The organism is Pantoea sp. B623, assembly GCF_024814475.1.
GTDB lineage: Bacteria > Pseudomonadota > Gammaproteobacteria > Enterobacterales > Enterobacteriaceae > Pantoea > Pantoea ananatis.
In genome coordinates this window covers 3,711,432-3,736,222 of record NZ_JANUXM010000004.1, presented here as the reverse complement: position 1 = coordinate 3,736,222, position 24,791 = coordinate 3,711,432, and the positions used below count along the sequence as shown (strand labels likewise).

22 protein-coding genes are annotated in these 24,791 nt (G+C 55.8%); 9 read left to right on the top strand and 13 right to left on the bottom strand.

Features of this window, described 5'->3' with window-relative positions; translation table 11 throughout:
* Positions 1–21: 21 nt before the first annotated feature.
* From nudK to NXS97_RS19400, 3 genes are all read right to left on the bottom strand, one after another.
* Positions 22–600, bottom strand: a complete 579-nt coding sequence (gene nudK, locus NXS97_RS19410) for a GDP-mannose pyrophosphatase NudK (RefSeq protein WP_072138200.1) — start codon at positions 598–600, stop codon at positions 22–24.
* A gap of 155 nt (positions 601–755) precedes the next feature.
* The gene (ansP, locus tag NXS97_RS19405; RefSeq protein ID WP_116219837.1) at positions 756–2,228 is read right to left on the bottom strand and encodes an L-asparagine permease; all 1,473 of its coding nucleotides are present in this window, start codon (positions 2,226–2,228) and stop codon (positions 756–758) included.
* A gap of 272 nt (positions 2,229–2,500) precedes the next feature.
* Entirely contained in the window at positions 2,501–2,773 is a 273-nt protein-coding gene (locus NXS97_RS19400; protein ID WP_013026671.1) for a DUF1471 domain-containing protein, read from the bottom strand.
* Between the two features lie 253 nt (positions 2,774–3,026).
* Here NXS97_RS19400 and narQ point away from each other — a divergent pair, with 253 nt between their 5' ends.
* The 3 genes from narQ (at position 3,027) to acrD (ending at position 8,819) form a co-directional block, all read left to right on the top strand.
* A complete protein-coding gene (gene narQ, locus NXS97_RS19395) occupies positions 3,027–4,715 on the top strand; it encodes a nitrate/nitrite two-component system sensor histidine kinase NarQ (protein WP_112900110.1) in 1,689 nt (562 codons plus the stop codon).
* Between the two features lie 189 nt (positions 4,716–4,904).
* Complete coding sequence (locus NXS97_RS19390; RefSeq protein ID WP_112900109.1) at positions 4,905–5,537, top strand: response regulator; 633 nt, start codon at positions 4,905–4,907, stop codon at positions 5,535–5,537.
* A 165-nt stretch (positions 5,538–5,702) separates the two neighbouring features.
* The gene (gene acrD / locus NXS97_RS19385; protein ID WP_014605301.1) at positions 5,703–8,819 is read left to right on the top strand and encodes a multidrug efflux RND transporter permease AcrD; all 3,117 of its coding nucleotides are present in this window, start codon (positions 5,703–5,705) and stop codon (positions 8,817–8,819) included.
* Positions 8,820–8,949: 130 nt separating this feature from the next.
* Here the strand turns inward: acrD and ypfM are convergent, their stop codons facing one another.
* Entirely contained in the window at positions 8,950–9,012 is a 63-nt protein-coding gene (gene ypfM, locus NXS97_RS23340; protein WP_139015967.1) for a protein YpfM, read from the bottom strand.
* A 384-nt stretch (positions 9,013–9,396) separates the two neighbouring features.
* Between ypfM and NXS97_RS19380 the strand changes: the two genes are divergently transcribed.
* From NXS97_RS19380 to NXS97_RS19370, 3 genes are read left to right on the top strand one after another with little or no spacing between them, the layout of a single operon-like run.
* On the top strand, positions 9,397–9,765 hold the full coding sequence (locus NXS97_RS19380) for an ArsC family reductase (RefSeq protein ID WP_015699763.1): 369 nt from the start codon (positions 9,397–9,399) through the stop codon (positions 9,763–9,765).
* 1 nt (position 9,766) lies between these two features.
* Positions 9,767–10,894: a succinyl-diaminopimelate desuccinylase gene (dapE, locus tag NXS97_RS19375; protein ID WP_013026676.1), complete on the top strand. Its 1,128-nt coding sequence runs from the start codon at positions 9,767–9,769 to the stop codon at positions 10,892–10,894.
* A gap of 22 nt (positions 10,895–10,916) precedes the next feature.
* Positions 10,917–11,105, top strand: a complete 189-nt coding sequence (locus NXS97_RS19370; RefSeq protein ID WP_013026677.1) for a YpfN family protein — start codon at positions 10,917–10,919, stop codon at positions 11,103–11,105.
* Between the two features lie 35 nt (positions 11,106–11,140).
* Here NXS97_RS19370 and ypfH read toward each other — a convergent pair whose 3' ends face one another.
* From ypfH to dapA, 6 genes are all read right to left on the bottom strand, one after another.
* Positions 11,141–11,821, bottom strand: coding sequence for an esterase (gene ypfH / locus NXS97_RS19365; RefSeq protein WP_014594276.1), 681 nt, complete (start codon positions 11,819–11,821; stop codon positions 11,141–11,143).
* A 73-nt stretch (positions 11,822–11,894) separates the two neighbouring features.
* A complete protein-coding gene (locus tag NXS97_RS19360; RefSeq protein ID WP_112900108.1) occupies positions 11,895–13,862 on the bottom strand; it encodes a tRNA(Met) cytidine acetyltransferase TmcA in 1,968 nt (655 codons plus the stop codon).
* A complete protein-coding gene (locus tag NXS97_RS19355; protein WP_013026680.1) occupies positions 13,859–14,725 on the bottom strand; it encodes a neutral zinc metallopeptidase in 867 nt (288 codons plus the stop codon). The genes NXS97_RS19360 and NXS97_RS19355 overlap by 4 nt, the downstream gene beginning before the upstream one ends.
* Before the next feature lie 131 nt (positions 14,726–14,856).
* Positions 14,857–15,570 carry a phosphoribosylaminoimidazolesuccinocarboxamide synthase gene (gene purC, locus NXS97_RS19350; RefSeq protein WP_014605296.1) on the bottom strand — a complete coding sequence of 238 codons (714 nt, stop codon included), beginning with the start codon at positions 15,568–15,570 and terminating at the stop codon, positions 14,857–14,859.
* Between the two features lie 146 nt (positions 15,571–15,716).
* Positions 15,717–16,748 (bottom strand): outer membrane protein assembly factor BamC, encoded by a 1,032-nt coding sequence (bamC, locus tag NXS97_RS19345; RefSeq protein WP_112900107.1) that lies wholly within the window; start codon positions 16,746–16,748, stop codon positions 15,717–15,719.
* A gap of 14 nt (positions 16,749–16,762) precedes the next feature.
* On the bottom strand, positions 16,763–17,641 hold the full coding sequence (gene dapA / locus NXS97_RS19340; protein WP_014594282.1) for a 4-hydroxy-tetrahydrodipicolinate synthase: 879 nt from the start codon (positions 17,639–17,641) through the stop codon (positions 16,763–16,765).
* A gap of 143 nt (positions 17,642–17,784) precedes the next feature.
* Here dapA and NXS97_RS19335 point away from each other — a divergent pair, with 143 nt between their 5' ends.
* Positions 17,785–18,366: a glycine cleavage system transcriptional repressor gene (locus NXS97_RS19335; RefSeq protein WP_089517136.1), complete on the top strand. Its 582-nt coding sequence runs from the start codon at positions 17,785–17,787 to the stop codon at positions 18,364–18,366.
* Positions 18,367–18,508: 142 nt separating this feature from the next.
* Positions 18,509–18,976: a thioredoxin-dependent thiol peroxidase gene (bcp, locus tag NXS97_RS19330; RefSeq protein ID WP_014605294.1), complete on the top strand. Its 468-nt coding sequence runs from the start codon at positions 18,509–18,511 to the stop codon at positions 18,974–18,976.
* A gap of 37 nt (positions 18,977–19,013) precedes the next feature.
* On the opposite strand, the gene NXS97_RS19325 is transcribed toward bcp, so the two are convergent.
* The 3 genes from NXS97_RS19325 to NXS97_RS19315 form a co-directional block, all read right to left on the bottom strand.
* Entirely contained in the window at positions 19,014–20,084 is a 1,071-nt protein-coding gene (locus NXS97_RS19325; protein ID WP_013026686.1) for an AI-2E family transporter, read from the bottom strand.
* Between the two features lie 241 nt (positions 20,085–20,325).
* Positions 20,326–22,281 (bottom strand): glycoside hydrolase family 127 protein, encoded by a 1,956-nt coding sequence (locus NXS97_RS19320; protein WP_116219836.1) that lies wholly within the window; start codon positions 22,279–22,281, stop codon positions 20,326–20,328.
* Positions 22,282–22,291: 10 nt separating this feature from the next.
* Positions 22,292–23,692 carry an MFS transporter gene (locus NXS97_RS19315; RefSeq protein ID WP_112900105.1) on the bottom strand — a complete coding sequence of 467 codons (1,401 nt, stop codon included), beginning with the start codon at positions 23,690–23,692 and terminating at the stop codon, positions 22,292–22,294.
* 248 nt (positions 23,693–23,940) lie between these two features.
* Here NXS97_RS19315 and NXS97_RS19310 point away from each other — a divergent pair, with 248 nt between their 5' ends.
* Positions 23,941–24,759 (top strand): AraC family transcriptional regulator, encoded by an 819-nt coding sequence (locus NXS97_RS19310; protein WP_013026690.1) that lies wholly within the window; start codon positions 23,941–23,943, stop codon positions 24,757–24,759.
* The last annotated feature ends 32 nt before the right edge of the window (positions 24,760–24,791 follow it).

Below are 24,791 nucleotides of genomic sequence, written 5' to 3'. Positions count from 1 at the left end.
GCGCGTCTGCTCTGTACTCCATCAGAGCGTGAGCCAGCCTGCAATAAGCGCATGCTGCAATAACATAATGGTTTTGCCATCGCGGATGCGCCCCGCTTTCACCCACTGCATGGCCTCAGGAAACGTGATTTCCAGCACGTCGATGGCTTCATCCTCTACACCGCCGCCCGCATTTTCCCGCAGCGCGTCGTGATATTCAGCCGCAAAGAAATGCACCAGCTCGGTCACGCCGCCCGGCGACATGTAAACCGAATAGAGGGTTTCCACCTCGCCCACCGCATAGCCGGTTTCTTCAATGGCCTCTTTGCGAATGCAGTCTTCAGGCGAGTCATCATCCAGCAAGCCTGCACAGGCTTCAATCAACATACCGTCTTCATTACCGTTAACGTAGGTGGCAATGCGGAACTGGCGCGTCAGTACCACGCTGTTCTTGTCACGGTTATACAGCAGAATGGTGGCACCGTTGCCGCGGTCGTAAACTTCACGCTTGTGACGCACGAGTTCGCCCCGGTTGTCGGTAATCTCATAAGTGATATTACGCAGGACAAACCAGTTCTCTGACAGCAGCTTATCTTTGATGATGTTGATATTGAAGGACATGGACGCTCCGCAGCGACAGAAAGGGAGCCTGAGATAATAGGACGTACGTTAAAAGAAAACTATCTGAATTACGGGCCTTGCGCACGTCATCGTCCATCCTCACAGGCAAAAAAAATGCCAGCACGCTGGCTGGCATTCTATGCGAAACGTCTCGGTTACGACGATTTACCGTCGTGCTCGTGATGATCGTGTTCGGTCGCTGCAATGGCGTTCACACGCTTACGCACGCCAAACCAGCCCAGTACCAGAATCAACGCAATCAACGGAATGGAGGCGATAGTATAGGTGCCGTTTGGATAGTCGAACGCCATCAATACCAGTACGCTGAACAGGAACAGCAGCGTCAGCCATGAGGTAAAAGGCGCGCCTGGCAGCTTGAAGCTGACGTCGTCTGCCTTGCCTTCTTTGATCGCTTTACGCAGGCGTAGCTGGCAAAGCACGATAAAGCCCCAGGAAGAGATAATGCCGAGTGACGCCACGTTTAATACGATCTCAAATACCTGAGACGGCACATAGTAGTTAAGCACCACGCCGATGATATAGACGCCGACGGTCACCAGAATCCCGGCATAGGGCACCTGCTGGCTGCTCATTTTAGACATGAACTTCGGTGCGGAACCGCCCATCGACATTGAGCGCAGAATACGGCCGGTCGAGTAGAGACCGGAGTTCAGGCTGGATAACGCCGCACTCAGCACCACAATATTCATAATGCTGCCAATGTAAGGCACGCCCAGCTTAGAGAAGAAGGTCACAAACGGACTTTGCCCAGCCTGGTAGGCATTCCACGGCAACAACATCACTAACAGCACCACGGAACCGACATAGAACAAACCAATACGCCAGATAACGCTGTTGATCGCCTTCGGCAACATGGTTTCCGGATCTTTACACTCGCCTGCTGCCGTACCGACCAGTTCAATCGAGGCGAAGGCAAATACGACGCCCTGCACCAGCACCAGCGCCGGCAACAGACCGTGCGGGAACAAGCCGCCGTTATCCGTGATCAGGTGGAAGCCGGTTGCATTTCCATCGAGCGGTTTACCCGTGCCGAGGAACACGACACCGACAACCAGGAAAATGACAATCGCCAGCACTTTGACCAGCGCGAACCAAAACTCCATTTCGGCGAACCACTTTACGCCGATCATGTTCATGGTACCGACAATCGCCAGCGCCCCTAACGCAAATACCCACTGCGGCACATCACCAAACGCGCCCCAGTAATGCATATAAAGCGCAACGGCAGTGATATCCACAATCCCGGTCATGGCCCAGTTAACAAAGTACATCCAGCCCGCCACATATGAGGCTTTCTCGCCCATGAACTCACGAGCATAGGAGACAAAGCTTCCGCTGCTGGGACGGTGTAAAACCAGTTCGCCCAGTGCGCGCAGGATGAAGAATGAGAAGATACCGCAGACCAGATAGATGATGGCGAGGGCCGGACCTGCCGCCTGTAAACGGGCGCCTGCGCCCAGAAACAGCCCCGTACCGATGGCTCCCCCGATGGCAATCATCTGCACGTGACGATTGCCCATGGCCTTCTTATAGCCGGAGTCGTGGGAATTGAGCCAGCGTCGTTTCGCAGCGCGCATGTCCGCTGCGGATTTCTTTGTAGATTTCATAGCCTTCCTGTTTGTCCTGACCATAAGTCATAGCGCATCCAAACGATTGCGTTCAGCACTGCGAAATGGGTTGTCTTCCTCTGTGCGTCCGCCTGTGAGTTTACGGAAAGCGGCGCGGGAATTTACGGCGATGAATCCTAACCGTTATGTAACATCGAAGCAAAATATACCGAGGGGATATGCGGGACGATTTGTAAAAAATTTTTCTGAGATCACAAAAAAACCGGCCATTGGCTGGCCGGTAAACACTACAGGGATGGAATAGAGAGGGTTTAGCGGTAAATCTCTGCGGTGCCGGTCCAGAGGCTGGAATCACCCGGCGTGTTCACACCGATGACCCGGAAATGGCTGGCGCCTTCGGCTTTCGCCTGTTGTGAAAGCTGGCGAGTCACATCGTCAAGTGAACCATTTACGCTGGAAACAGAGACGCTGCCGATTTTTTGCAGATCCTGTGCCTCGCGTTGGTCCACCGCCGTGGCGGCCAAGGTAGAAAATGACGCAGTGGCCAACAGGGCGGCGGTGAGGTAAGCAGGTAATCGTTTCATAAATACTCCTGTACTCGCGTTGGTCGCTGTGGTTAAACACGTAATTGATTATTGGCGAGACAATGCAAGGCAACCTTTGTGAGTTGTAAAGCTGTGCGAGTAATGGTCGGTCTGACGTCGGTATTCCTGGGAAACGTCAATCCGGGTGAGTAAAGCTGCTGAACGGTCTCATTTCGGGCTATTTCATGACAGGTCACCAGGCGTCCTCTGCCACCTCTTTTATCCTTCCCTGTTACTGAAGGGGTTATTTGTTGTGATTGTTAAACGCTCTGTTACCCGAAGTATTGCGCAGTCTTTAACGCTGATTGTGTTGCTGGCTTTGCTGACAACCGGCCTGGCTCTGCTCACCCTTTCCAGCAGCCTGCGTGACGCGGAAGCCATTAATCTGGCCGGTTCGCTACGGATGCAGAGTTACCGGCTGGCCTGGGATGCCAGGCTGGAGCCTCGCCTGCTGGTAGCGCATCTGGCGCAGTTCCAGCACACCCTTGATGCCCCCGTTTTACAAGGCCTCGACCGCCCCTGGGTGCCACATAAAGTTATTAACCACTATCAACGTTTGCGCGCGGGCTGGCCGGAGTTAGCTCAGCATCTTGATGCCGATGCAGCAGAAGCCTGGCAGCTTCAGATGCCGGTCTACGTGGAGGAAATTGACCGCTTTGTTCTGGAACTGCAGCGTTATGCTGAACTGAAAATGCGGGTGGTGGCGATCAGTAGCCTGACGGGCCTGGTGGCGATCGTGGCGCTGGCGTTGATGACGATACGCTTTACCCGTCAGCAGGTCGTTAAGCCGCTGAACGCGCTGGTCACCGCCAGTCGTTATGTGGAAAAGGGCAATTTTGCGTTCCCGCCTCTGCACGTCGAGCAGCAGAATGAACTTAAGGTGCTGTCACACACCTTTAGCAGCATGGCCGCCCAGTTGCACGCGCACTATCAGCTTCTGGAGCAGCGGGTCCGCGATAAAACCCGGGATCTGACCCAGGCAAACCGCACGCTTTCGCTGCTCTATCAGAGCTCTCAGATTTTAACGCGCGGCCCCCTGCATCCGGCTCTGTTCGACAGCGTGTTAGCCAGCGTGCTTGACAGAGAAAAGCTTGCGTTTATCCGCATGGAAGGTGAGCAGTTTACCTTTGAGTCCGGGCAAATCGCCCCTTCTCAGGCCTGGCATCAGTTACCCTTGCTGCAGGGCGATCACCCTATTGGCACCCTGCACTGGCAAACGACCGTTACGACGCCGCCTGCAGCATTAATGCAGAGCCTGGCGGCAATGCTGGCCCGGTCAGTCTGGATCTGGCAGACCCAAAAACAGCAGCAGCAGATGCTATTAATTGAAGAGCGCGCCACCATTGCACGCGAGCTGCATGATTCGCTGGCTCAGGCACTGACCTACCTGCGTATTCAACTGACGCTGCTGCGGCGCACTGTCGATGCGCGCGATAGGGCAGCACATGACATTATTGCCGAATTCGATCTTGCGCTGGCTGAAGCTTACCGTCAGCTCCGTGAGTTGCTTGCCACCTTCCGTTTAACGATTGAAAAATCCGATCTGATGGCCGCACTGCACGCAATGATCGCCCCCTTGCAGAAGCAGTCTGAGGCCGACATCCATTTCACCTGCCAGGCAGGGCTTGAGGCGCTGGATGCTCAACAGCAGGTACACGTACTCCAGATTGCCCGCGAGGCGCTGCTTAACGCCATTCGCCATGCAAATGCACAGATGATTACCCTCGACTATCAGCACACAGATGAAGGCGAACATATACTGAGCGTGACGGATGATGGTATTGGGATCGGCACGACAGAGGAACCGCAGGGGCATTACGGGCTGACGACCATGACGGAGCGGGCTGAACGGCTAGCCGGATCCTTACAGATTACGGCACAACCACGCGGAACACGTGTCACACTGCGTTTTCCATCGCGTCCGGCGCTGCCGCGTGAGTAGTGCTGTTGCCCGCCATTATGTATTTTAATAACATCCTGAGATCATACAAGATGTGGCAGATCAACACCTGAAGGCAGAATTAACCATTACAATCAACATTCTGCGCATCACCATTCTGGAACGGTCTGGAAAGCCGATCGTTCGTACTGCCCGTACCGCCGTCTGACATCCAGTGCACAGGGAGCTAACATGGCACAACCTGCTTTAACCATTATGATCGTGGACGATCATCCCCTTATGCGCCGGGGCATCCGCCAGCTACTGGCGCTGGAGCCGCAGTTGCAGGTCATCGCTGAAGCCAGTAACGGGACTGAAGCGCTGGCGGAAGCCCGCCGTCTGACACCGGATATCATCCTGCTCGATCTCAACATGAAAGGGATGTCAGGGCTGGATACGTTAAAAGCGCTTCGTCATGAAGGCATCAGCTCACGTATTCTGGTGCTGACGGTCTCTGACGCGCGCAGCGACATTTACGCCCTGGTGGATGCAGGAGCGGACGGCTATTTACTCAAAGACAGCGAACCCGAAATCTTGTTGCGCCAGATCATGCAGGCCCTACATGGTGAGACGGTGTTTAGCGATGCGGTAAGGCACGCTCTGTCCATGCGACATAACAGTGACGATCCCTTCCGCTTGCTGACCGAACGCGAACGCGGCGTGATGCAGGAAGTGGCGCGGGGCTTGTCTAATAAAGACGTGGCTCATGCACTTCATATCTCGGAAGAAACGGTGAAGGTCCACATTCGTAATGTCCTGCGCAAACTTGATGTACGTTCACGCGTTGCTGCAACAATTATGTGGATTGAGCGCCGAAACAGTTGATAAAAAACGCGCAAACTTACACATTCTCTACAATTTCTCCACTTTTCAAACCCGCCTCGCACGTAAAGTAGAGTCCTACCCGTGCGTAGTTTGCGTGGATTTTTCTGTGCGTCACGCGCTGCATCGCTCATATTAATAATAAAAGCAGTGAGGAGTGTCGGTTCAATGTCGAATTTCTTTATCGACCGCCCAATTTTCGCCTGGGTTTTGGCTATTTTATTGTGTCTTTGCGGCACGCTCGCCATTATTTCACTTCCTGTTGAGCAATATCCCGATCTCGCCCCGCCCAACGTGCGTATTACCGCCACTTATCCCGGCGCCTCAGCGCAAACGCTGGAAAATACCGTCACCCAGGTTATCGAACAGAACATGACCGGTATCGATAACCTGATGTATATGTCCTCCAACAGCAGTAATACCGGCCAGGCGCAAATCACCCTCACCTTTACCGCGGGTACCAATCCTGATGAAGCCCGTCAGCAGGTTCAGAATCAGTTGCAGTCGGCCCTGCGCCAGTTACCTCAACCGGTGCAGTCACAAGGGGTGACCGTCAATAAAACCGGCGACAGTAACATTTTGATGGTGGCGTTTGTCTCAACTGACGGCAGCATGAACAAACAAGATATTGCTGATTATGTCGCCAGTAATATTCAGGAGCCCTTAAGCCGTATTGATGGGGTGGGTGAAGTGGATGCCTACGGTACGCAATATGCTATGCGCATCTGGCTCGATCCCTACAAGCTGACCGCCTATGCCCTGACCACCGATGATGTGGTCAATGCCATAAAATCCCAGAATACCCAGGTTGCAGTGGGCCAGGTGGGCGGGCTACCGGCCGTCAATAATCAGGCGCTGAACGCCACGGTGAACGCGCAGGCGATGCTGCAAACCCCCGACCAGTTTAAAGCGATTACCCTGAAGAATAATCCCGATGGCTCCGTGGTGACGCTAGGCGATGTCGCAACGGTGGCGCTCGGCGCTGAAAAATACGATTCCCTCAGCCGCTACAATGGCCAGTCCGCTTCCGGCCTGGGCATAAAACTGGCCTCCGGTGCCAACGAGATGAACACCGATAAACTGGTGCGGGCGCGGCTGGATGAATTATCACACTATTTTCCGCACGGGCTGGAAGCGAAAATCGCGTATGAAACCACGCCCTTTGTTAAAGCCTCTATCACCGACGTGGTCAAAACCCTGCTGGAAGCTATTCTGCTGGTATTTGGCGTGATGTATCTGTTTATGCAGAACTTCCGGGCCACGTTAATCCCTACCATCGCGGTGCCCGTTGTGCTGCTTGGCACCTTTTGTGTGATCTTTGCCTTCGGCTACAGCATCAACACCCTGACCATGTTCGCTATGGTGCTGGCGATAGGCCTGCTCGTGGACGATGCGATTGTGGTCGTCGAGAACGTTGAACGTATCATGAGCGAGGAAGGGATCTCGCCGCGCGCTGCCACCCGCAAATCGATGGGGCAAATCCAGGGGGCACTGGTCGGAATTGCGCTGGTACTCTCCGCCGTATTTATTCCCATGGCCTTTTTTGGTGGCACCGTCGGAGCAATCTACCGCCAGTTTTCGGTGACCATTGTCTCCGCCATGATCCTGTCGGTGTTGGTCGCGATGATCCTGACACCCGCCCTGTGTGCCACGCTGCTTAAGCCCATCGCCAAAGGGGAACATCACGGCGAGCGCGGCTTCTTTCGCTGGTTTAACCACCATTTCAACCGCAACGCCGACCGCTATCAGCGTGGTGTCGCCCACATTCTGCGCACGGGGGGCCGCTGGCTGCTGTTGTATGTGGGGATTATTGGCATCATGGCGTTCCTGTTTCTTCATCTGCCTTCGTCTTTTCTGCCCCAGGAAGATCGGGGCATGATTTTGACCCAGGTCCAGCTTCCCGCCGGTTCCAGCATGAATCAGACCTCGGCGGTAGTGGCTAAAGTGGAAAAGTACTACCTGACGAAAGAGAAAGATAACGTGCTGTCGGTCTTCTCAACGATCGGTTCCGGCCCTGGCGGGAACGGGCAGAACGTCGCGCGTCTGTTTATTCGTTTGAAAGACTGGGGTGACAGACCCGGGGCCGATCGCACGTCGTTCGCCATCATTAAGCGCGCCGGAAAAGCGTTCAAACACATCAATGAGGCCACGGTCATTGCGAGCAGTCCGCCGGCGATTACCGGTCTGGGCAGCTCATCGGGCTTTGACCTGGAAATACAGGATCATGGCGGCATCGGGCATGACAAGCTCATGGCGATGCGCGACATGCTGCTCGACAAGGCCAGCAAAGATAAGCTCCTGTCCCGTGTCCGTCATAACGGCCTTGATGACAGCCCGCAGTTGCAAATTGATATTGATGAGCGCAAAGCCCAGGCGCTGGGCGTATCACTGGATACCATTAACGACACGCTAGCCACTGCCTGGGGCTCAAGCTACGTGAACGACTTTCTGGATCGTGGACGGGTAAAAAAAGTGTATGTACAGGCTGATGCGCCCTATCGCATGCTGCCCGGCGATATCGATAAATGGTACGTGCGTAACAGCAGTGGCACCATGGTGCCCTTCTCGGCATTTGCCACCAGCCGCTGGCAAACCGGTTCACCGCGTCTGGAACGCTATAACGGCTACTCCTCCCTGGAAATCGTGGGGGAAGCCGCAGAGGGCGTGAGTAGCGGTACAGCGATGAATGAAATGGAGAAACTGGTCGAATCCCTGCCGCTTGGCGTGGGTTTCCAGTGGACGGGGGCATCCTATCAGGAGCGGTTATCGGGCTCTCAGGCACCCGCGCTGTATGTGGTTTCGCTGCTGGTTGTCTTCCTCTGCCTGGCAGCCCTGTATGAAAGCTGGTCGATCCCGTTCTCTGTCATGCTGGTCGTCCCGCTTGGCGTGATCGGTGCGCTGATTGCCACCTGGACGCGCGGGCTGGAGAACGACGTCTATTTCCAGGTGGGCTTGCTGACCGTGGTCGGGCTTTCGGCCAAGAACGCCATCCTGATTGTCGAGTTTGCTAACGAGCTTAACAGTAAGGGAGGCGAACTGATTGAATCGACGCTGGCGGCGTCACGCCAGCGCCTGCGGCCGATCCTGATGACGTCGCTGGCCTTTATCTTCGGTGTGCTGCCGATGGCGATCAGCAGCGGCGCAGGCTCCGGCAGTCAGCATTCTGTGGGAACGGGCGTGATGGGCGGGATGATTTCTGCCACGATTCTGGCCATTCTGTTTGTGCCGCTGTTCTTTGTGCTGGTGCGTCGCCGCTTTCCCTTGAAAGAGAAGCATCGGGACTGATTAACCCGCTTGCCTGACGGCGCCTCAATCAGGCAAAAAAAAACGGCCTCTGTTCGCAGCGGCCGTTTTATTCGTGTGTGTGGTCAGAATTACAGCAGAGGGGAAAGTGCCCTGCTTTTCTCCTCACGTGTTACTTGTTGCGTAACATCGCTTCGATGAATTCTTTCCAGTTCCCCATTTCGGTGTCAATCATAGAACCCTCTCTTATTGTAGTGGCAATATTACGCCTTTTTTTTCGCCTGGTGAATACGTTTACACCTGTCATTACTATCGGCAAAGGCGACAAAAAGCTGAGTATTTTCTGATTTGCTGGCTGACGCACACTTCAGCAAGGGCCTAAGCTGACAGGTTTTAATGCGGTTTTGACCAGGACGTAGCCTAAAAATCACAATTAAGGAAATTCTTAATTCCGAAATGATAAACCGCGAAATCATTAGAGGCAAAACTGAAACCGTTTACCCCCGACGGGAAACGCCTCTATGCAGGGTATTTTTCGATACAGGCGCGATCGGGCGGATGCTGCATCAGATCACACTATGGTAAACTCCAGAGCTGATTTTAATGACAGGAGCAGGCGATGAGCGCGCAGTGGGTCATGTTTGGGATTAAAAATTGCGACACGATTAAAAAAGCACGTCGCTGTTTAGAGGCGGCGGGCGTGGACTATCGCTTCCATGATTATCGTGCTGACGGCCTGACCGGTGACCAGCTGCAGCAGTTTATCGACGTACTGGGCTATCAGGATCTGCTCAACACGCGCGGCACGACCTGGCGTAAGCTGCCCGAGGCAGAGCGCGAGGCCATCACCGATGCCGCCAGTGCAAAAGCGCTGATGCTGGCCCAGCCCGCTATCATCAAGCGCCCTGTCCTGCGCGCACCCGACGGCTCGCTGCTGCTGGGCTTCAACGAATCTCTTTACCAGAATCGTCTTCAGGAGAAGTCATAATATGTTTTGTCCGGTCATTGAGCTGACGCAGCAGCTTATTCGTCGCCCTTCTCTCAGCCCCGATGACGCCGGATGTCAGGCGCTGCTGATTGCACGCCTGGAAGCGATAGGTTTCCACATCGAAACCATGAACATCAACGACACGCTGAATTTCTGGGCCACGCGCGGCGAAGGCGAAACCCTGGCGTTTGCCGGCCACACCGATATTGTTCCCCCGGGCGATGCCAGCCGCTGGATTAATCCCCCGTTTGAACCCACCATCCGCGACGGCATGCTGTTTGGGCGCGGTGCAGCGGATATGAAAGGATCGCTGGCCGCCATGGTTGTTGCCGCCGAGCGGTTTGTCGCCGTTCATCCTCATCACAAGGGGCGTCTGGCCTTTTTAATTACGTCTGACGAAGAAGCCAGCGGCGCGAACGGAACGGTAAAAGTGGTTGAGCGCCTCATGGCGCGTAACGAGCGTCTGGATTATTGCCTGGTCGGAGAACCTTCCAGCAACGAAGTCGTGGGTGACGTCGTGAAAAATGGTCGTCGTGGCTCCATCACCGCGAACCTGACCGTGCATGGCGTACAGGGCCATGTAGCCTATCCTCAACTGGCGGATAATCCCGTGCACCGTGCTCTGCCGGCGCTTAACGAGCTGGTCGCCACGGAATGGGATCAGGGTAACGCCTTTTTCCCGGCCACCAGCATGCAGATCGCCAACATTCAGGCGGGAACCGGCAGTAACAACGTCATCCCCGGCGAGCTGTTTGTGCAGTTCAACTTCCGTTTCAGTACGGAACTCACCGATACCCTGATTCAGCAGCGTGTCGCAGAACTGCTGGACCGCCATCAGTTGCGTTACACCATTGAGTGGAAGCTTTCCGGCCAGCCATTCCTGACCTCACGCGGCAAGCTGGTTGATGCCGTGGTCAACGCCGTTACGCACTATAATGAAATTAAGCCGCAGTTGCAGACTTCTGGTGGAACCTCTGACGGACGTTTTATCGCTCGTATGGGCTCGCAGGTGGTGGAACTGGGTCCGGTGAATGCCACGATTCACAAAATTAACGAATGCGTGAAAGCATCAGACTTACAAATGCTGAGTCGGATGTATCAACGCATCATGGAACAATTGATCGCCTGACAGCGAGGGAAGGAGCGGGCCTATGGAGTTTATTAAAGATTACTGGTGGATCCTGGTGATCCTGCTGATGGTGGGCGTGTTAATGAACGTCTATAAAGATCTGAAACGCATCGATCATAAAAAATTTATGGATAACAAACCCGATCTCCCGCCTCATCGTGATTTCAACGACAAGTGGGACGAGGACGACAACTGGCCGAAGAAAAAATAACGGTCATGCGCCCCCGCCATCGCGAGGGCGCGCGGTTACATCATCATAATGACATCGTCATCGCCAGGTTTTGCCCCGCCTGAGGCTTCATCGAAGTAACGTTTCGGCACGGTATACTGCAAATGATGCAGCGCAAAATCCATGCTGCGCTGATCGATGGCATGCGCCAAATCCTCTACGATATTCAGCGTGACATCACCGCCCAGCGCGGTTAAACGCTGTTCCGCCTGTTGCGCCTGCATCAGCGGGATACGGTCATCATAATCACCATGGATCAGATGCACGGTAGTCCGCGTGCTGGCCTTTTCCGGTAGCGTCACAAAGCGACCGCTAAAGGCAACCGCCCGGCCAGCCAGATCGTCGTGGGCTTTGATGCCTTCCAGCACCATGCTGGCCCCCTGTGAAAACCCCACCAGTGCCGTGGCTTCGGGACGCACCCCGCTTTTCTGCTGCCAGTGACGCACCGACTCGACAAACTGCGGCATGCTGCTGTCTACACAGGCCTGCTCGCTTTTATCATGCAGGCCGGCTTCGTTAAACCATTGACCGCCCGGCCCCGGCGATCCCACCGACACCACCAGCGCCGCCGGAAACGTTTTAGCAAACCAGCTGCCAATTTGGCCCATCGCGTCGGGATTGTCCCCCACGGCATGATAAAGCAGAAACAGCTGGGCAGCCTGAGTGGGCTGCTGAACAATTACATATTTCAGTGTCATATCGACCTCCTGCGACTACTCTACGCCCCCGGGCGCAGGATGATAGTGGGAATATTTGAATGTCTTGGTGGATTTATTGCAATTGCTCACGCAACGCTTCGCCTTCTCTGCCGGGTAACGCCAGTAGCGCAGCGGCGGCTTCAGCGCGTAAGGCCGTAATCAGCATCTTGCGTCCGTTGAGCCGGGCAGTCTGAGCCAGTTCAGCCAAACTGGTGTCGGCGTTCACCGCCTGTCGCAGGAGCGGCAAAGGCTGCTGGCTGATGCCAACCAGCCGCTGAAGTACCGCCAGGCTTGCTTCCAGCGGGCGTTGCGCCCAGGCAAAACCGGCGGCCAGCCAGGCATCGTGCCGGGTAAACGCGTGGTCACAGGCTGCCGGTAGCGGCAGGTCCAGCGGAATATGCGGTCTGAGCAGCGGCCAGTCACGGGCCAGGCTTCCCTCCGCCTTCTGCTGCAGCGCTTTGCCGGCCGTCGTCAGCCCCAGCACGGCCATCGCCGCATAACAACCGCTGCTGGCTTCTCGCTGACTGCCAATTCGCGCCAGCGTAAAGCCACAGGCTTGCCAGAAAGCCCAGAGAGGTTCAGTGTAGCCAAAGCTGACCGAAAGGTAATCATATCCGGCAGCATCCGCGCAGGCGGCGGCCACCAGCTGCTTACCGATTCCCCGGCGGCGCGCAGGTGCGGCAATGGCAATCCGGCTAATTCTCAAGGCGCGCAGCGTGGCGGCTTCCGTCAGCCCGGCGTGCGCGGCCAGCGACTGCGCCACCAGATTACCGCGAGGCCGCCTGTGGCCCGCCCATACCGCTTGCGCCAGTTCATCCGTCAGCCCGCCCTCTTCTACCAGCCATAGCGCGCCCTGTAGCGCTGGAACCTCGCCCGCCAGCCACAGATGCATGCCTGGCGCATCCAACAGGCGACGCAGATCCAGCGGTGAGGTGCGGTAATGCGCACTGGTCAGCAGTTGGTAAGCCGCCTGCTGGGCGGCGAAATCAGACGCCTCTGCTCGCCGGGGCGCACGCTCCTCCAGGGACGGGGTTTCAGCGGCATCCTCAAACAGCAGAGCCTGGTTGAGCCAGTGTTCCAGGGGATCGTGGCGAGCCCAGCGTAACGGTTCGTCCAGCGTAAAGTAGCGCACCTGCTGCAGCTCAGCGCAGAACTTGAGCATAAAGCCACGGCCGCTGCCTTCGTAACCCTGAATGGTCGTTACCAGCAACACGCGCGGGAAACGTGCTACCAGCGCATGGAGCAGCGGAGCGGGAATGGCCGCGGCTTCATCCACGATGAGCCAGTCAAACTCGGGCTGGTCGGGCAGCGCCAGAATCGCATCCGGTGCCATAAACCGATAATGTTCTCCGGCGAAAGAGGCTAACACTGTGGTGGTAATTTTTGCCGGTGCGGTTACCAGGCAGCGCGTATTCTGTCGCGCCAGCATGCCTGCGAGCGCCGATTTGCCTCTGCCGCGCGCGGCGGTGATGACCGCCACGCCAGCAGAAAAATGCGTCAGCTCTTGCAGAATGCTTTGCTGCTGACTCGCGGCCTGACAGTGCCAGGCCGGCCGAGACGACCAGTTGGGCAGCGCGAGCGGCTGCGGCTGCTGATGCAACAGCGCCTGCTGATCGTCTTCCGTCAGGCGTTGCAGGTGATGGACAAAATGGGGCGTGGCAATCGGCTCGCTGACATCAGCCCAGCGCAGGCTGTCCGCATCGGGCTGCTGCGCCCAGCGCGCCCAGGGGGGCACTAACAGAAGCAGCCAGCTACCGGCCGTCAGCGTTCCGGCCAGCGCCGCCAGCGCCTCGGCATGGAACCCCTGGCGGGCATCAAACACGGCATGATGGAATTCACGCCCCAGCAGCGTACGAAATGCGGTCGGGGCGCAGTGCGTGCCGGTTTCCGGTGGGTTATCGCTCAGCCACAGCCAGTCGCCTTCCAGCGTCTGGCTCCATGAGAGCGCGGTGTCCCGGCACCAGTCGGCTTCGCCGCCGATCACGGCCAGCCGCCGTATACCGGCGGCCTGCATGGCACAGGTCGCTGCTTTCAGGTTCATCCTTTAAGAGCAAAGGTGTCGCACTGGCCAGGGTTACCGCTGTCGAATCCGCGTTTGAACCAGGTATACCGCTGCGCGGACGTACCATGCGTAAAGCTGTCCGGCACAACCCGGCCCTGGGTTTTCTGCTGCAGACGATCGTCACCAATGGCTTCGGCTGCGTTTAACGCTTCCTGTAAATCCCCCACTTCGAGGATTTTTTCCTGTTCCATATAGTGGCCCCAGACGCCCGCAAAGCAGTCGGCCTGAAGCTCCATTTTCACGGACAGTTGATTAATCTGAGTCTGGCTGGCCCCCTGCTGCATCTGACGTACCCGGGGTTCAATGCCCAGCAACTTCTGCACATGGTGGCCGACTTCATGCGCAATGACATAGCCCTGGGCAAAATCGCCGCCTGCCCCAAGCTTGTTTTTCATTTCGTCATAGAATGACAGATCGATATAAACAGTCTGGTCTGCCGGGCAGTAAAAGGGCCCCATAACAGACTGTCCGGTGCCGCAGCCGGTGCGCGTAGCGCCGCGATACATCACCAGCTTCGGCGGCGTATACTGTTTGTTCATCTGTTTGAACAACTTGTCCCAGGTGTCTTCGGTTGTCGCCAGCATGACCGACGTAAACTTTGCCGCCTCATCCTGATTCGGGTTGGCGGTGCGCTGCTGCTGCTGTTGGTTGCCCGATGTCACCTCGCCCCCGGTCAGCAACGGGGTCAGGTCATAACCGTAATAACCCGCCACCGCGACCAGAATCAGCATGATAATGCCCGCCTTGCCGCGTGGCAGAGGAATGCGTCCTCCCCGGTTACCGGATGACTGATTACGGCGATCTTCGACATTGTCGCTTTCGCGACGTCCTTGCCAGCGCATGGTTTTTGCTCCCTGTGGCGTATTAACTCAGATGGCATGATTTTAGATGCGTGACGGCGCAATCACCAGCTTTACACCAAAATGAAAAAGGAGAGCCTGCGCTCTCCTTTTCGTGACCTGCTGAGCGTTACTCAGTCAAGTTTGACGCCCAGGCGACGGGCTACCGCTTCATAGGCTTCAATCAGGCCACCCAGGCTCTGACGGAAACGGTCTTTGTCCATTTTATCCAGGGTTTCTTTGTCCCACAGGCGCGCACCATCGGGTGAGAATTCGTCCCCCAGTACCACTTCGCCGTTGAACAGGCCAAACTCCAGCTTGAAGTCCACCAGAATCAAACCTGCCTTATCAAACAGGTTGCTCAGTACGTCGTTGGCTTTATAGGTCAGCTCACGCATACGGGCCAGATTCTCTTTGCTGACCCAACCAAAGGTTTCGCAGTAAGATTCGTTAACCATCGGATCGTGTTTAGCATCGTCCTTCAGGAACAGGTCGAACAGCGGCGGGTTCAGCACAATCCCTTCTTCAACGCCAAGACGCTTCACCAGCGAACCGGCCGCACGGTTACGGATTACGCACTCGACCGGGACCATGTCCAGCTTTTTCACCAGCGCTTCGTTATCTGACAGCAGGGCTTCCATCTGTGTCGGGATGCCCGCTTCCTGCAGCTTCGTCATGATGAAATGGTTGAACTTGTTATTCACCATGCCCTTGCGATCAAACTGCTCAATGCGGGCGCCGTCGCCTGCTGATGTATCGTTGCGGAATTCAAGTATCAGCAGATCCGGGTTATCGGTGCTGTATACGGTTTTCGCTTTACCGCGATACAACTCAGCTCGCTTTTGCATCTTATTTAACTCCAAACATGAAAGATCCGGTTCTGAGGCAGGCATTTTGCGTTGATTGCCGTGACGCAATCGATTACCTCGTCTCGCGCTATTATGCCAAAAAACGAAATAAAAAGGCCGGAGAATCTCCGGCCTGGGGTAATTTTTTATTTGTTCATTGCGGCCTGGAACACTGCCACGAGCGCGTCGTTTTGCGCCTGCGTCAGCACATGGCCTTTAGGATCAATAAATTGCAGACTGGTACGGTTGTCGAGGTCGCCAACCTGAACCTTGTAATCGCCGTTTGGCAACTCAGGATCTTTGGCGCCCACGCTGTCCCAGGTGCTGCTGCCCGGCGCTTTGTAGGTCACTTTCATGCTGCCGGTTGAGCGCGTGCTGTCGGTGACGTCCATTCCTACACGGCTCATGGCCGCAGGCAGACGCTGCCAGGCAACATTGAAAGGCGTACGTAACACCAGCATAGGCAGGCCGGTGTCGTCGGCACCGCTTTGCACATCAATCGCATCACTGACGCGGCCGGCGGCAGCGTTTTCATTCGCGGTGGCGATCTTGTCCATCCCTGCGGCGATGTCGTTCAGCATCTGCGCGGTATAACGCTGAATCTGCACTGGCGAGGTCACGCTGTTGCCTTCCTGCTGCAGCTCCAGCAGACGGACGGTCAGGACCTGCTGATAACTCTGCGACTGAACGCTGATTTGGTAACGACCACGGTACTGCTTATCTTCGTCTGCACGGTTCCACTGTACCCAGTCGGTGGTCAGCTGTTGTCCGGCGTCATTACGGGAAGCGATCGGGAAGTTATTAGACTGGACGACACCGACAACCTGCGACCAAATCGATCCCCGGCTGTTATCAAACATCAGCACACCAGTGTTATTACTGAACTGGGCGCGTGAGCCGTTCATCAGAGCCAGAGGCTGGGCCGGTGGACGAATATCCAGCTGCTTGCCAACCGGCGCTTTGCTGGTTGAAGGCGGAATATCGTATTCCCCGTTCTGGACAGGCAGAATCATGCCCGACGGTGCCTTCAGCTCCCGCAGACCACTGGCCTGCAGGTAGGACTCATCACCGCTGACCTGGCGTTTGTAACGCTGATCGTTCGAACAGGCCGACAATAGCATCAGGGTGGAAAGCCCCACCACTGTTGCAATCGTTGACCGCTTTACTGAGTAATTCATTCAAACTCCCTAAATTATCGCAAACCCGCTTTCACCAGCGCCTGCTCCACTTTCGGCTGTGCAACCGCAGTCAGTGGTGTCATTGGCAGACGCAGCGTGTCATTAGCGATTAATCCTAGCTGTTTTGCCGCCCATTTAACCGGGATTGGATTAGGTTCACAGAAAAGCGTCTGGTGCAGGTGCATCAGACGCTGATTGAGACGGCGAGCTTCAACGAAATTACCCTGCTGTGCGAGCCTGCACAGCTCGGCCATTTCGCGTGCTGCTATGTTAGCCGTCACCGAAATGACGCCTTTGCCGCCCAGTTGCATAAAGTCCAGTGCGCTGGCATCGTCGCCGCTCACCAGGATGAACTCATCATTAACCAGCTCTTGGATCTGGCTGACACGGGATAAGTTCCCCGTTGCCTCTTTGATTCCGATAATATTTTTGATTTCGGCGAGGCGGGCAACGGTTTCCGGCAACATATCACAGCCGGTGCGCGAAGGTACGTTATACAGCATTTGTGGCAGGCTGGTACTGTCGGCAATCGCTTTAAAGTGCTGAAACAGACCTTCCTGCGTGGGGCGGTTATAGTAAGGTGTGACGGTGAGGCAGCCAATAACGCCAGAATTTTCAAAGCGTTTGGTTAGAGAGATGCCTTCAGCGGTGGCATTCGCACCGGTTCCGGCAATCACGGGAATACGCCCATCCGCCAGTTCCAGGGTTTGCAGCACGACATCACCATGTTCGTCATGGCTCAGCGTGGCAGACTCGCCGGTGGTGCCGACGGAAACGATCGCCGCCGTACCGCTGGCGACATGGTAATCAATCAGTTTTCTCAAACTCGCACGGCAGACATTACCTTTGTCATCCATCGGCGTAACGAGTGCAACAATACTTCCCGTAAACATTGGCGATCCCCTCGACAAACAAGTGCTTCATGGTACGTTTTACACTTAGGGAAAAGCAAGCAAGCTCCGCTATTCCCGCGCTTGTCAGCAGTTTTTTTTATGTTTACCTTATGGTTATTAGCAAATGCACAGGGAATCCTATTTTGCAGCAATCTCAACCCCACCACTTGGTGATCACCGCACTGGGTGTTGACCGCCCGGGTATCGTCAATACGATTACCCGTCACGTCAGCAGTTGCGGTTGCAACATTGAAGACAGTCGCCTTGCCATGCTTGGGGATGAATTCACGTTCATTATGCTGCTGTCCGGTAGCTGGAACGCCATTACGCTGATTGAGTCAACGCTGCCGCTTAAAGGCGCAGAGCTGGAGCTGCTCATCGTGATGAAACGCACCCATGCGACCGCCCGCCCTCCGATGCCGGATACGGCGTTTATTCAGGTCGAAGTCGCTGACTCACCGCATATTATTGAGCGCTTTACGGATTTAACGGACAAGCACCTGATGAACATCGCTGAACTGGTGTCACGCATTCAGCCAGCCCAGCACGACAGGCCCGCTACGCTCTATATTCAGATGACGGCGCACAGCCCGACGCGGAGCGATGGTCCGGCCTTTGAACAGGCCTTTAATGAATTATGCCAGGAGCTTAACGCGCAGGGTTCGTTGCGTCTCTACAGCCTGAGCGATGCCGATAATCGTGAACTGGCCGCACCCGGCAGGTAAAGACGAGCGCCCCCGTGACTGTTCTGCTACGTTAAAAGTGCAGTCAGGTGAGGAATACGTCTGAAACAGATAATTTTCCATTTGGCAGTTTCTCGCCTCTTGGTGTATTAACCACAGCATGAACTCAAAATGGAGAGATGTGATGAATCCACTGAAAGCCGGTGATACCGCACCGAAATTTAGCTTGCCCGATCAGGATGGCGAACAAGTAAATTTAGCCGACTTCCAGGGGCAGCGTGTTCTGGTCTATTTCTATCCAAAAGCCATGACGCCGGGTTGTACCGTGCAGGCATGCGGTCTGCGTGACAACATGGATGAGCTGAAAAAAGCTGGCGTCGAGGTGCTGGGGATCAGCACGGATAAACCCGAAAAGCTGTCACGTTTTGCAGAAAAAGAGCTGCTTAACTTCACGCTGCTGTCGGACCAGGAGCATCAGGTTTGCGAGCAGTTTGGCGTCTGGGGTGAAAAAACCTTTATGGGGAAAACCTACGACGGCATTCATCGCATCAGTTTCCTGGTGGATGCGAATGGCAAAATCGAAAAGGTGTTCGACGATTTCAAAACGTCAAACCACCACGACATCGTGATGGACTACCTCAAGTCAGCCTGATGTCTTCAGGGCGCGGCATCGTCCGCGCCCTGAACGTTTAGCGACTCAGCGTTTCATCCAGCGGGGCTTCAGGCCACGCGTGCACCACCGCCTTGACCAGGGTGGCGAGCGGAATCGCAAAAAACACGCCCCAGAATCCCCACATTCCGCCAAAGATCACCACTGACAAGATGATCACCAGCGGATGCAGATTGACCGCTTCTGAGAACAAAATCGGCACCAGCACATTGCCGTCCAGTGCCTGAATCACCAGATAGACGGTTAACAGCGTCCAGAACTCGCTATCAAGCCCCCACTGAAACAACCCTACGCCAATAACCGGAATGGTGACCAGCATCGCGCCGATATAGGGGATCAGAACCGAAACCCCCACTAATACGGCTAGCAAAAGCGAGTAGTTAAGGCCGAGGAACATGAAAGCCAGCCAGCTGGCGATCCCGACCACCACCATTTCCAGCACCTTGCCGCGAATGTAGTTAGTAATTTGCTGATTCATCTCCTGCCACACTTCCCCTGCCAGCCCGCGATTGCGCGGCAGCACGCGCCGAACGGCGTTCAGCATCTGCTCTTTGTCCTTCAGCAGGAAGAACACCATGAGTGGCACCAGCACGAGATAAATCATCAGGGTCATCAAGCCTACCAGCGAGGCCAGGGAATATTTCACCAGCGAATCGCCTACCCCGCTAAGACGACCGCGCAGGTTTTCAACGATGACGTCAATGATACCCGCATCGACCAGGGCGGGGAAACGTCGGGGTAAACCCGCCGCATACAGATAGAGCTTGTTCAGCATGTTGGGCAGATCCCGCGTCAGGTTGATGCCCTGCTGCCAGGCGACGGGGGCGACAATCAAGACCAGAACCAGCAGAATCCCGGCAAACAGCACCAACACGATGCTGGTCGCCCAGCTCCGCGTACAGCCAATGCGTTGCAGCCGTACCGTCGGCCATTCAAGCAGGTAAGCGAGAACCAGCGCCACCAGCAAGGGCGCCAGCAACCCACTCAGAAAGAAAAGAATGCAGAATCCCGCCAGCAGAATCACCAGCAGGCCAATCGCCTGCGGGTCGCTAAAACGGCGTTTGTACCATTGAATCAATAAAGCCAGCATGCCGTTGGGTCCATAACGTCAAAAAGGGCCATGATTGTACCGGATATTCTGGTGTGGGAAAGATGTGAAAAGCAGTCTGTGGCCTGACAGCTTTCGTTGACCGGGCGATGGCGGGCCTGCACGTCCCTGTTAACGGGAGTTTGAACCTGGCTGAGGCGGTCCACTGGCAGGCGAATCGCCACCGATTCTATTCACAGCGGGCCGAACGCCTTTCCGGCCCGCTGTCGGTCAATGTTCTGGGTCAGGCTTCGTTTACCCAAATACGCATCTCCCCTTCTCCCCGGTTCGCCCAGCAGAACCAGGGAATAAACGTTAACGTCTGGCTCTGCGGTGCAGCCGGTGCGCGGTCGTAGTTCCACAGCGGCTGTTGCGCTGGCTCGTGGGCGGTCTTTTTCACCCCTTCAGCCTGGATTAACACCTTGTGCGCAAAGACGCCCTTCCCTTCAAAGGTGTTGAACGCCGCAGACGCGGGCAGCCATACATTGTGTAACTGCTCGCCGTTATCGGCCTGCTCCAGGCAGTAAACTATCGGCCCGCGCTGGACAGCCACCTTACCCGCCACGTGACGCACGAGCGGATTACCGTACACCCGGCGCACCGGCATCGGAAGCTTTAGCGTGAGCGTGTCGCCCTCCTGCCAAATCCGTTCAATGTGCAGGTAGCCTTTGCGGGCGCGATCCGTCACCACCTCACCGTTGCAGCTCACCTGCGGCCCCTCGCACCAGTCAGGCAGTCGTAACGCCAGCGTATGTTTTACGGGCTGGGTGACATCCACAGAAATCGTGACCGTTTCCTCCCAGGGAAAGTTACCGCTGATACGGATACCCAACGTACGATCGCCGACGGGCACATCAACCCGGTTGCCGACGTAGAGATTGATAAAGAGCGCATTCTCGTGCGGCGTATAGATATAGTGACCGAGCGAGGTCAGTAAACGCGCGATGTTCGGTGGGCAACAGGCACAGCCAAACCAGCGCTGGCGCACCGGTTTCACATGATCGTAAAGATGGTTGAAATGCAGGGTTTTCGGCTGCACCTCCAGCGGATTGACGTAGAAGAAATGTTTCCCGTCCAGCGCCATACCGCCCAGTACCGTATTATACAGCGCGCGCTCCATCACATCGGCGTACTGGCTGTCGGCTTCCATTTCCAGCATATGTCTGGCAAACATCATCAGGCCAATGGACGCGCAGCTTTCGGCATATACCGTGTCGTTAGGTAAATCATAATCGCTGCTGAACGCCTCACCGCTGCTTTGGGAGCCGATTCCGCCCGTAATATAAAGCTGCCGCTGAGCCATGTTGTGCCACAGCCGCAGGCAGTCCTGACGCTTTCCTTCGTCCTGACTCAGACGCGCGAGGTGCGCTACGCCGGTCATCAGATAAACAAACCGCACCGCGTGGCCCACTGCGTGCTGCTGTTCGGCAAGAGGCTGATGCGCCTGGCTGTAAGCCTTGTCCTTCACCATCCATGCCGGGCCATAGGTATGCCAGTAGGAAGTCTGACCGCGTTTCTCGTACTCAATATCATAGAAGTGAGGCTGGGTGCCGCGCTGCGTGACAAACGTATTCACCAGCGCCAGATAGCGTGGTTGCTGAGTCACTTCATACAACCGCATCAGCGCCAGCTCGATCTCGGGATGGCCAGGATAACCATGCAGCTGATGCTCCTCAGGGCCGAAGACGCTGTCGATATGGTCGGCGAGCCTGCACACCACCTCCAGTAAACGGCGTTTGCCGGTCGCCTGGTAAAATGCCACGCCCGCCTCAATCATGTGCCCGGCGCAGTAAAGCTCGTGGCACTCGGCAAGGTTGGTCCAGCGATCCTGCGGCGCTTTCACGGTGAAGTAAGTGTTGAGATAGCCATCCTCGCACTGCGCCGCCGCGATCAGCTCAATCACCTCATCGGCCGTTTTCTCCAGTTCCGCGTCAGGCTTCTGGCAAAGCGACCAGGCCACCGCCTCCAGCCATTTCGCTACATCGCTGTCCTGAAACACCATGCCGTAGAATTCCCCGTCCTGCTGGCCAGCCGCGATGCGAAAGTTTTCGATGGCATGGCTGGGATCGGCTTCCTCGATCCGATCGTTAAGCGCCTCCCACTGATAAGGAATGACCACCTCCCGCACCAGTTGTTGATACTTACCGAGAAACGGATCGTGGATAGTCAGCTTATGCAGATCGACTTCATTTACAGACATCTTACTCTCCTCAAGACGGAACATGGCGAATACGCAGGTCGTGGGCGATCTGCGCCATCATCGGGTTAGTGAGCTTGCAGGCGCGGATGGTGAATGCCAGCAACAGGTGGAACAGCGCCGGTAACAGGGTTTCCGTGGCGGTAATACCGTGCAGGGAGGCAGCCGTCTGATTGCCGATCCCTGGCTTATAAGCCACGATGACAAACAGCAGGCTGATAATGACGGCGCTGGAGGCCCAGGCAAGCTTGATAAAGAACAGGTTAAACGCGAAATTCATGCCCGACGAGCGGACACCGTTTTTCCATTCGCCGTAGTCATCAGCAAAGGCCATTAGGGCAAAATGCAGCGGCAGAGTGAAACCGAGGATGATGCCATTACTGAGGATCACCACCAGCCACAATATCTGCCATGACGGCCCGACCGGCAGGAACCACATCATGACTGCGAGTGCGGCCAGCACAAGGTTGGTCCAGTAATACAGCCGGACGGTGTCAATGCGCCTGGAAAGCGGGTTCACGATCACCGCTCCCACAATGGAGGCTAACGTCACCATGGTAAAAAACAGCGACGTGAAAGCCGTGCTGCCCTGTAACACATAGGTAATGAAGTACATGTAGCCGCCGCCGCGAATGTTAAACACGTTAATCAGCAAAAAAGACATCACCAGCATCAGCAACAGCTGATCGTTTTTGCGTAGCCCGGCCAGATGCTCACGCAGGGTAAATTTGCCCAGGCTGTCCAGCGGTACGCGCTCGCGGACCCAAAAGAAGCAACACAGGAACATCACGACCGCCAGAGCGCACAGGATACCGACGCCAGACTGATAGCCCAGGGCCGCATTCCCCTTACCCAACACCGCGACAAGCCACGGCAGCCCTACCGAAACCAGAAACCCGGCCCCCCCGCACAATACAAAGCGCCATGACTGGCAGGCCAGCACTTCTGTGTGGCGGGTGGTCATGGTGTTGATCAGCGCGCAATAGGGCACGTTGATGGCGGTATAGCTGACAGAGAGCAGCAGATAGGTGGCAAACGCCCAAACAATTTTCATGTCCATGCTGACGGCGGGCACGGTGAACGTCAGCGCACCAATGAGGCCAAGGGGAACGGCCACCCAGAGCTGCCACGGGCGGAAGCGCCCCCAACGGCTATGGGTTCTGTCGGCAATGACGCCCATCACCGGATCGGAGACCGCGTCAAACACGCGCAGCACCATAAACAGGGTGCCGACCAGTGCGGGCGTTAAGCCAAACACATCGGTGTAGAAAAACGTCAGGAAGTTGGTGATCAGGCAGGTGATCACCGTGCCACCGGCGTCACCCAAGCCGTAACCTATTTTCTCTCGCAGGGACAGCGCACTCTGCGTAGCCGACGGGCTAAGATCGGCCTGAGCGATAGTCGTAGAAGTCATTTAAAATGCCTCATGCAGGACAGAGAGGATTGCCCGCTTTATGCCGGGCTTATTGGTGTTTTAGCGCTTAACCCGATTTATTTTGTCAGGAATCCGTTCACCAACAAGAGCACAAAAAAGTATAAAAACGGGGTAATTCCGACCTGTGAAGCAAAGTGTGAACTGGATCAGGTACATGTCTTTTTTTTAGTTAATAATCAGAGAGAAAGACATCAATTACCTCCGTAGCAGCGGGAAAATGAATAACGATGTTCGAATTATCCATAACGTTTCCGATACAGGTGCAAAATGGCGGGCTGTTTATTTCGCGCGGCGTGGGAACCCATCCTGCACGCAGGCTGACCTCCTGGGAGATCATTTTCGTTGAACGCGGGCAGTTAACGATTCGGGAGGATGGCGAGCTGTTCAGCGTGCAGGCGGGCGAAAGCCTGCTGCTGAGGCCAGGGCATTTGCATGTGGGAGAAGGGATTTTTCCGGCCGATCTGAAATTTTACTGGCTGCATTTTGACTGGCAGAAACAGCCTGAGCAGCATGGCTTACACCAGGCACTGCTCCACCTTCCCCAGCATACTCGCGTTGGCGATCCGGCCTATATCATCGCCCTGTTCCGGCAGTTCCTCAGCGAGCAGGAAAACATTCACCGCAGCGTCGCACTGGAATGTATTTTACTGCTTATACTGCAGCAGCTCGCGGCTCCGGCGCTGCACGAGGATGTTGTCGACAGCCCCGGCGTTGACCTGGCCTGGAAAGCCAATCAGCTTATTCGCACGCAGTATCACCTGGCGCTTTCAACCTCCACGCTGGCGAAAACGCTGCATTGCAATGCCGATTATCTGGGACGTGTTTACCGGCGCGTGTTTCGCCTGACGCTGACGGAAGCCCTTCACCGGCAGCGCGTATTAATGGCAGAAAAGCTGCTGATCGGCGATAAGCTGCCGTTAACCGAGGTAGCGCGTCAGTGTGGGTTCAATGATGTGGGCTATTTCCGTCAGATATTCCGTAAGCATACAGGCTTAACACCTGCCAGCTGGAAGCGACGCTACTGCCGCGAGCATATCAATTCCTGATGGCTCGCCCGGATTGCCGGGCGGGCCAGAAA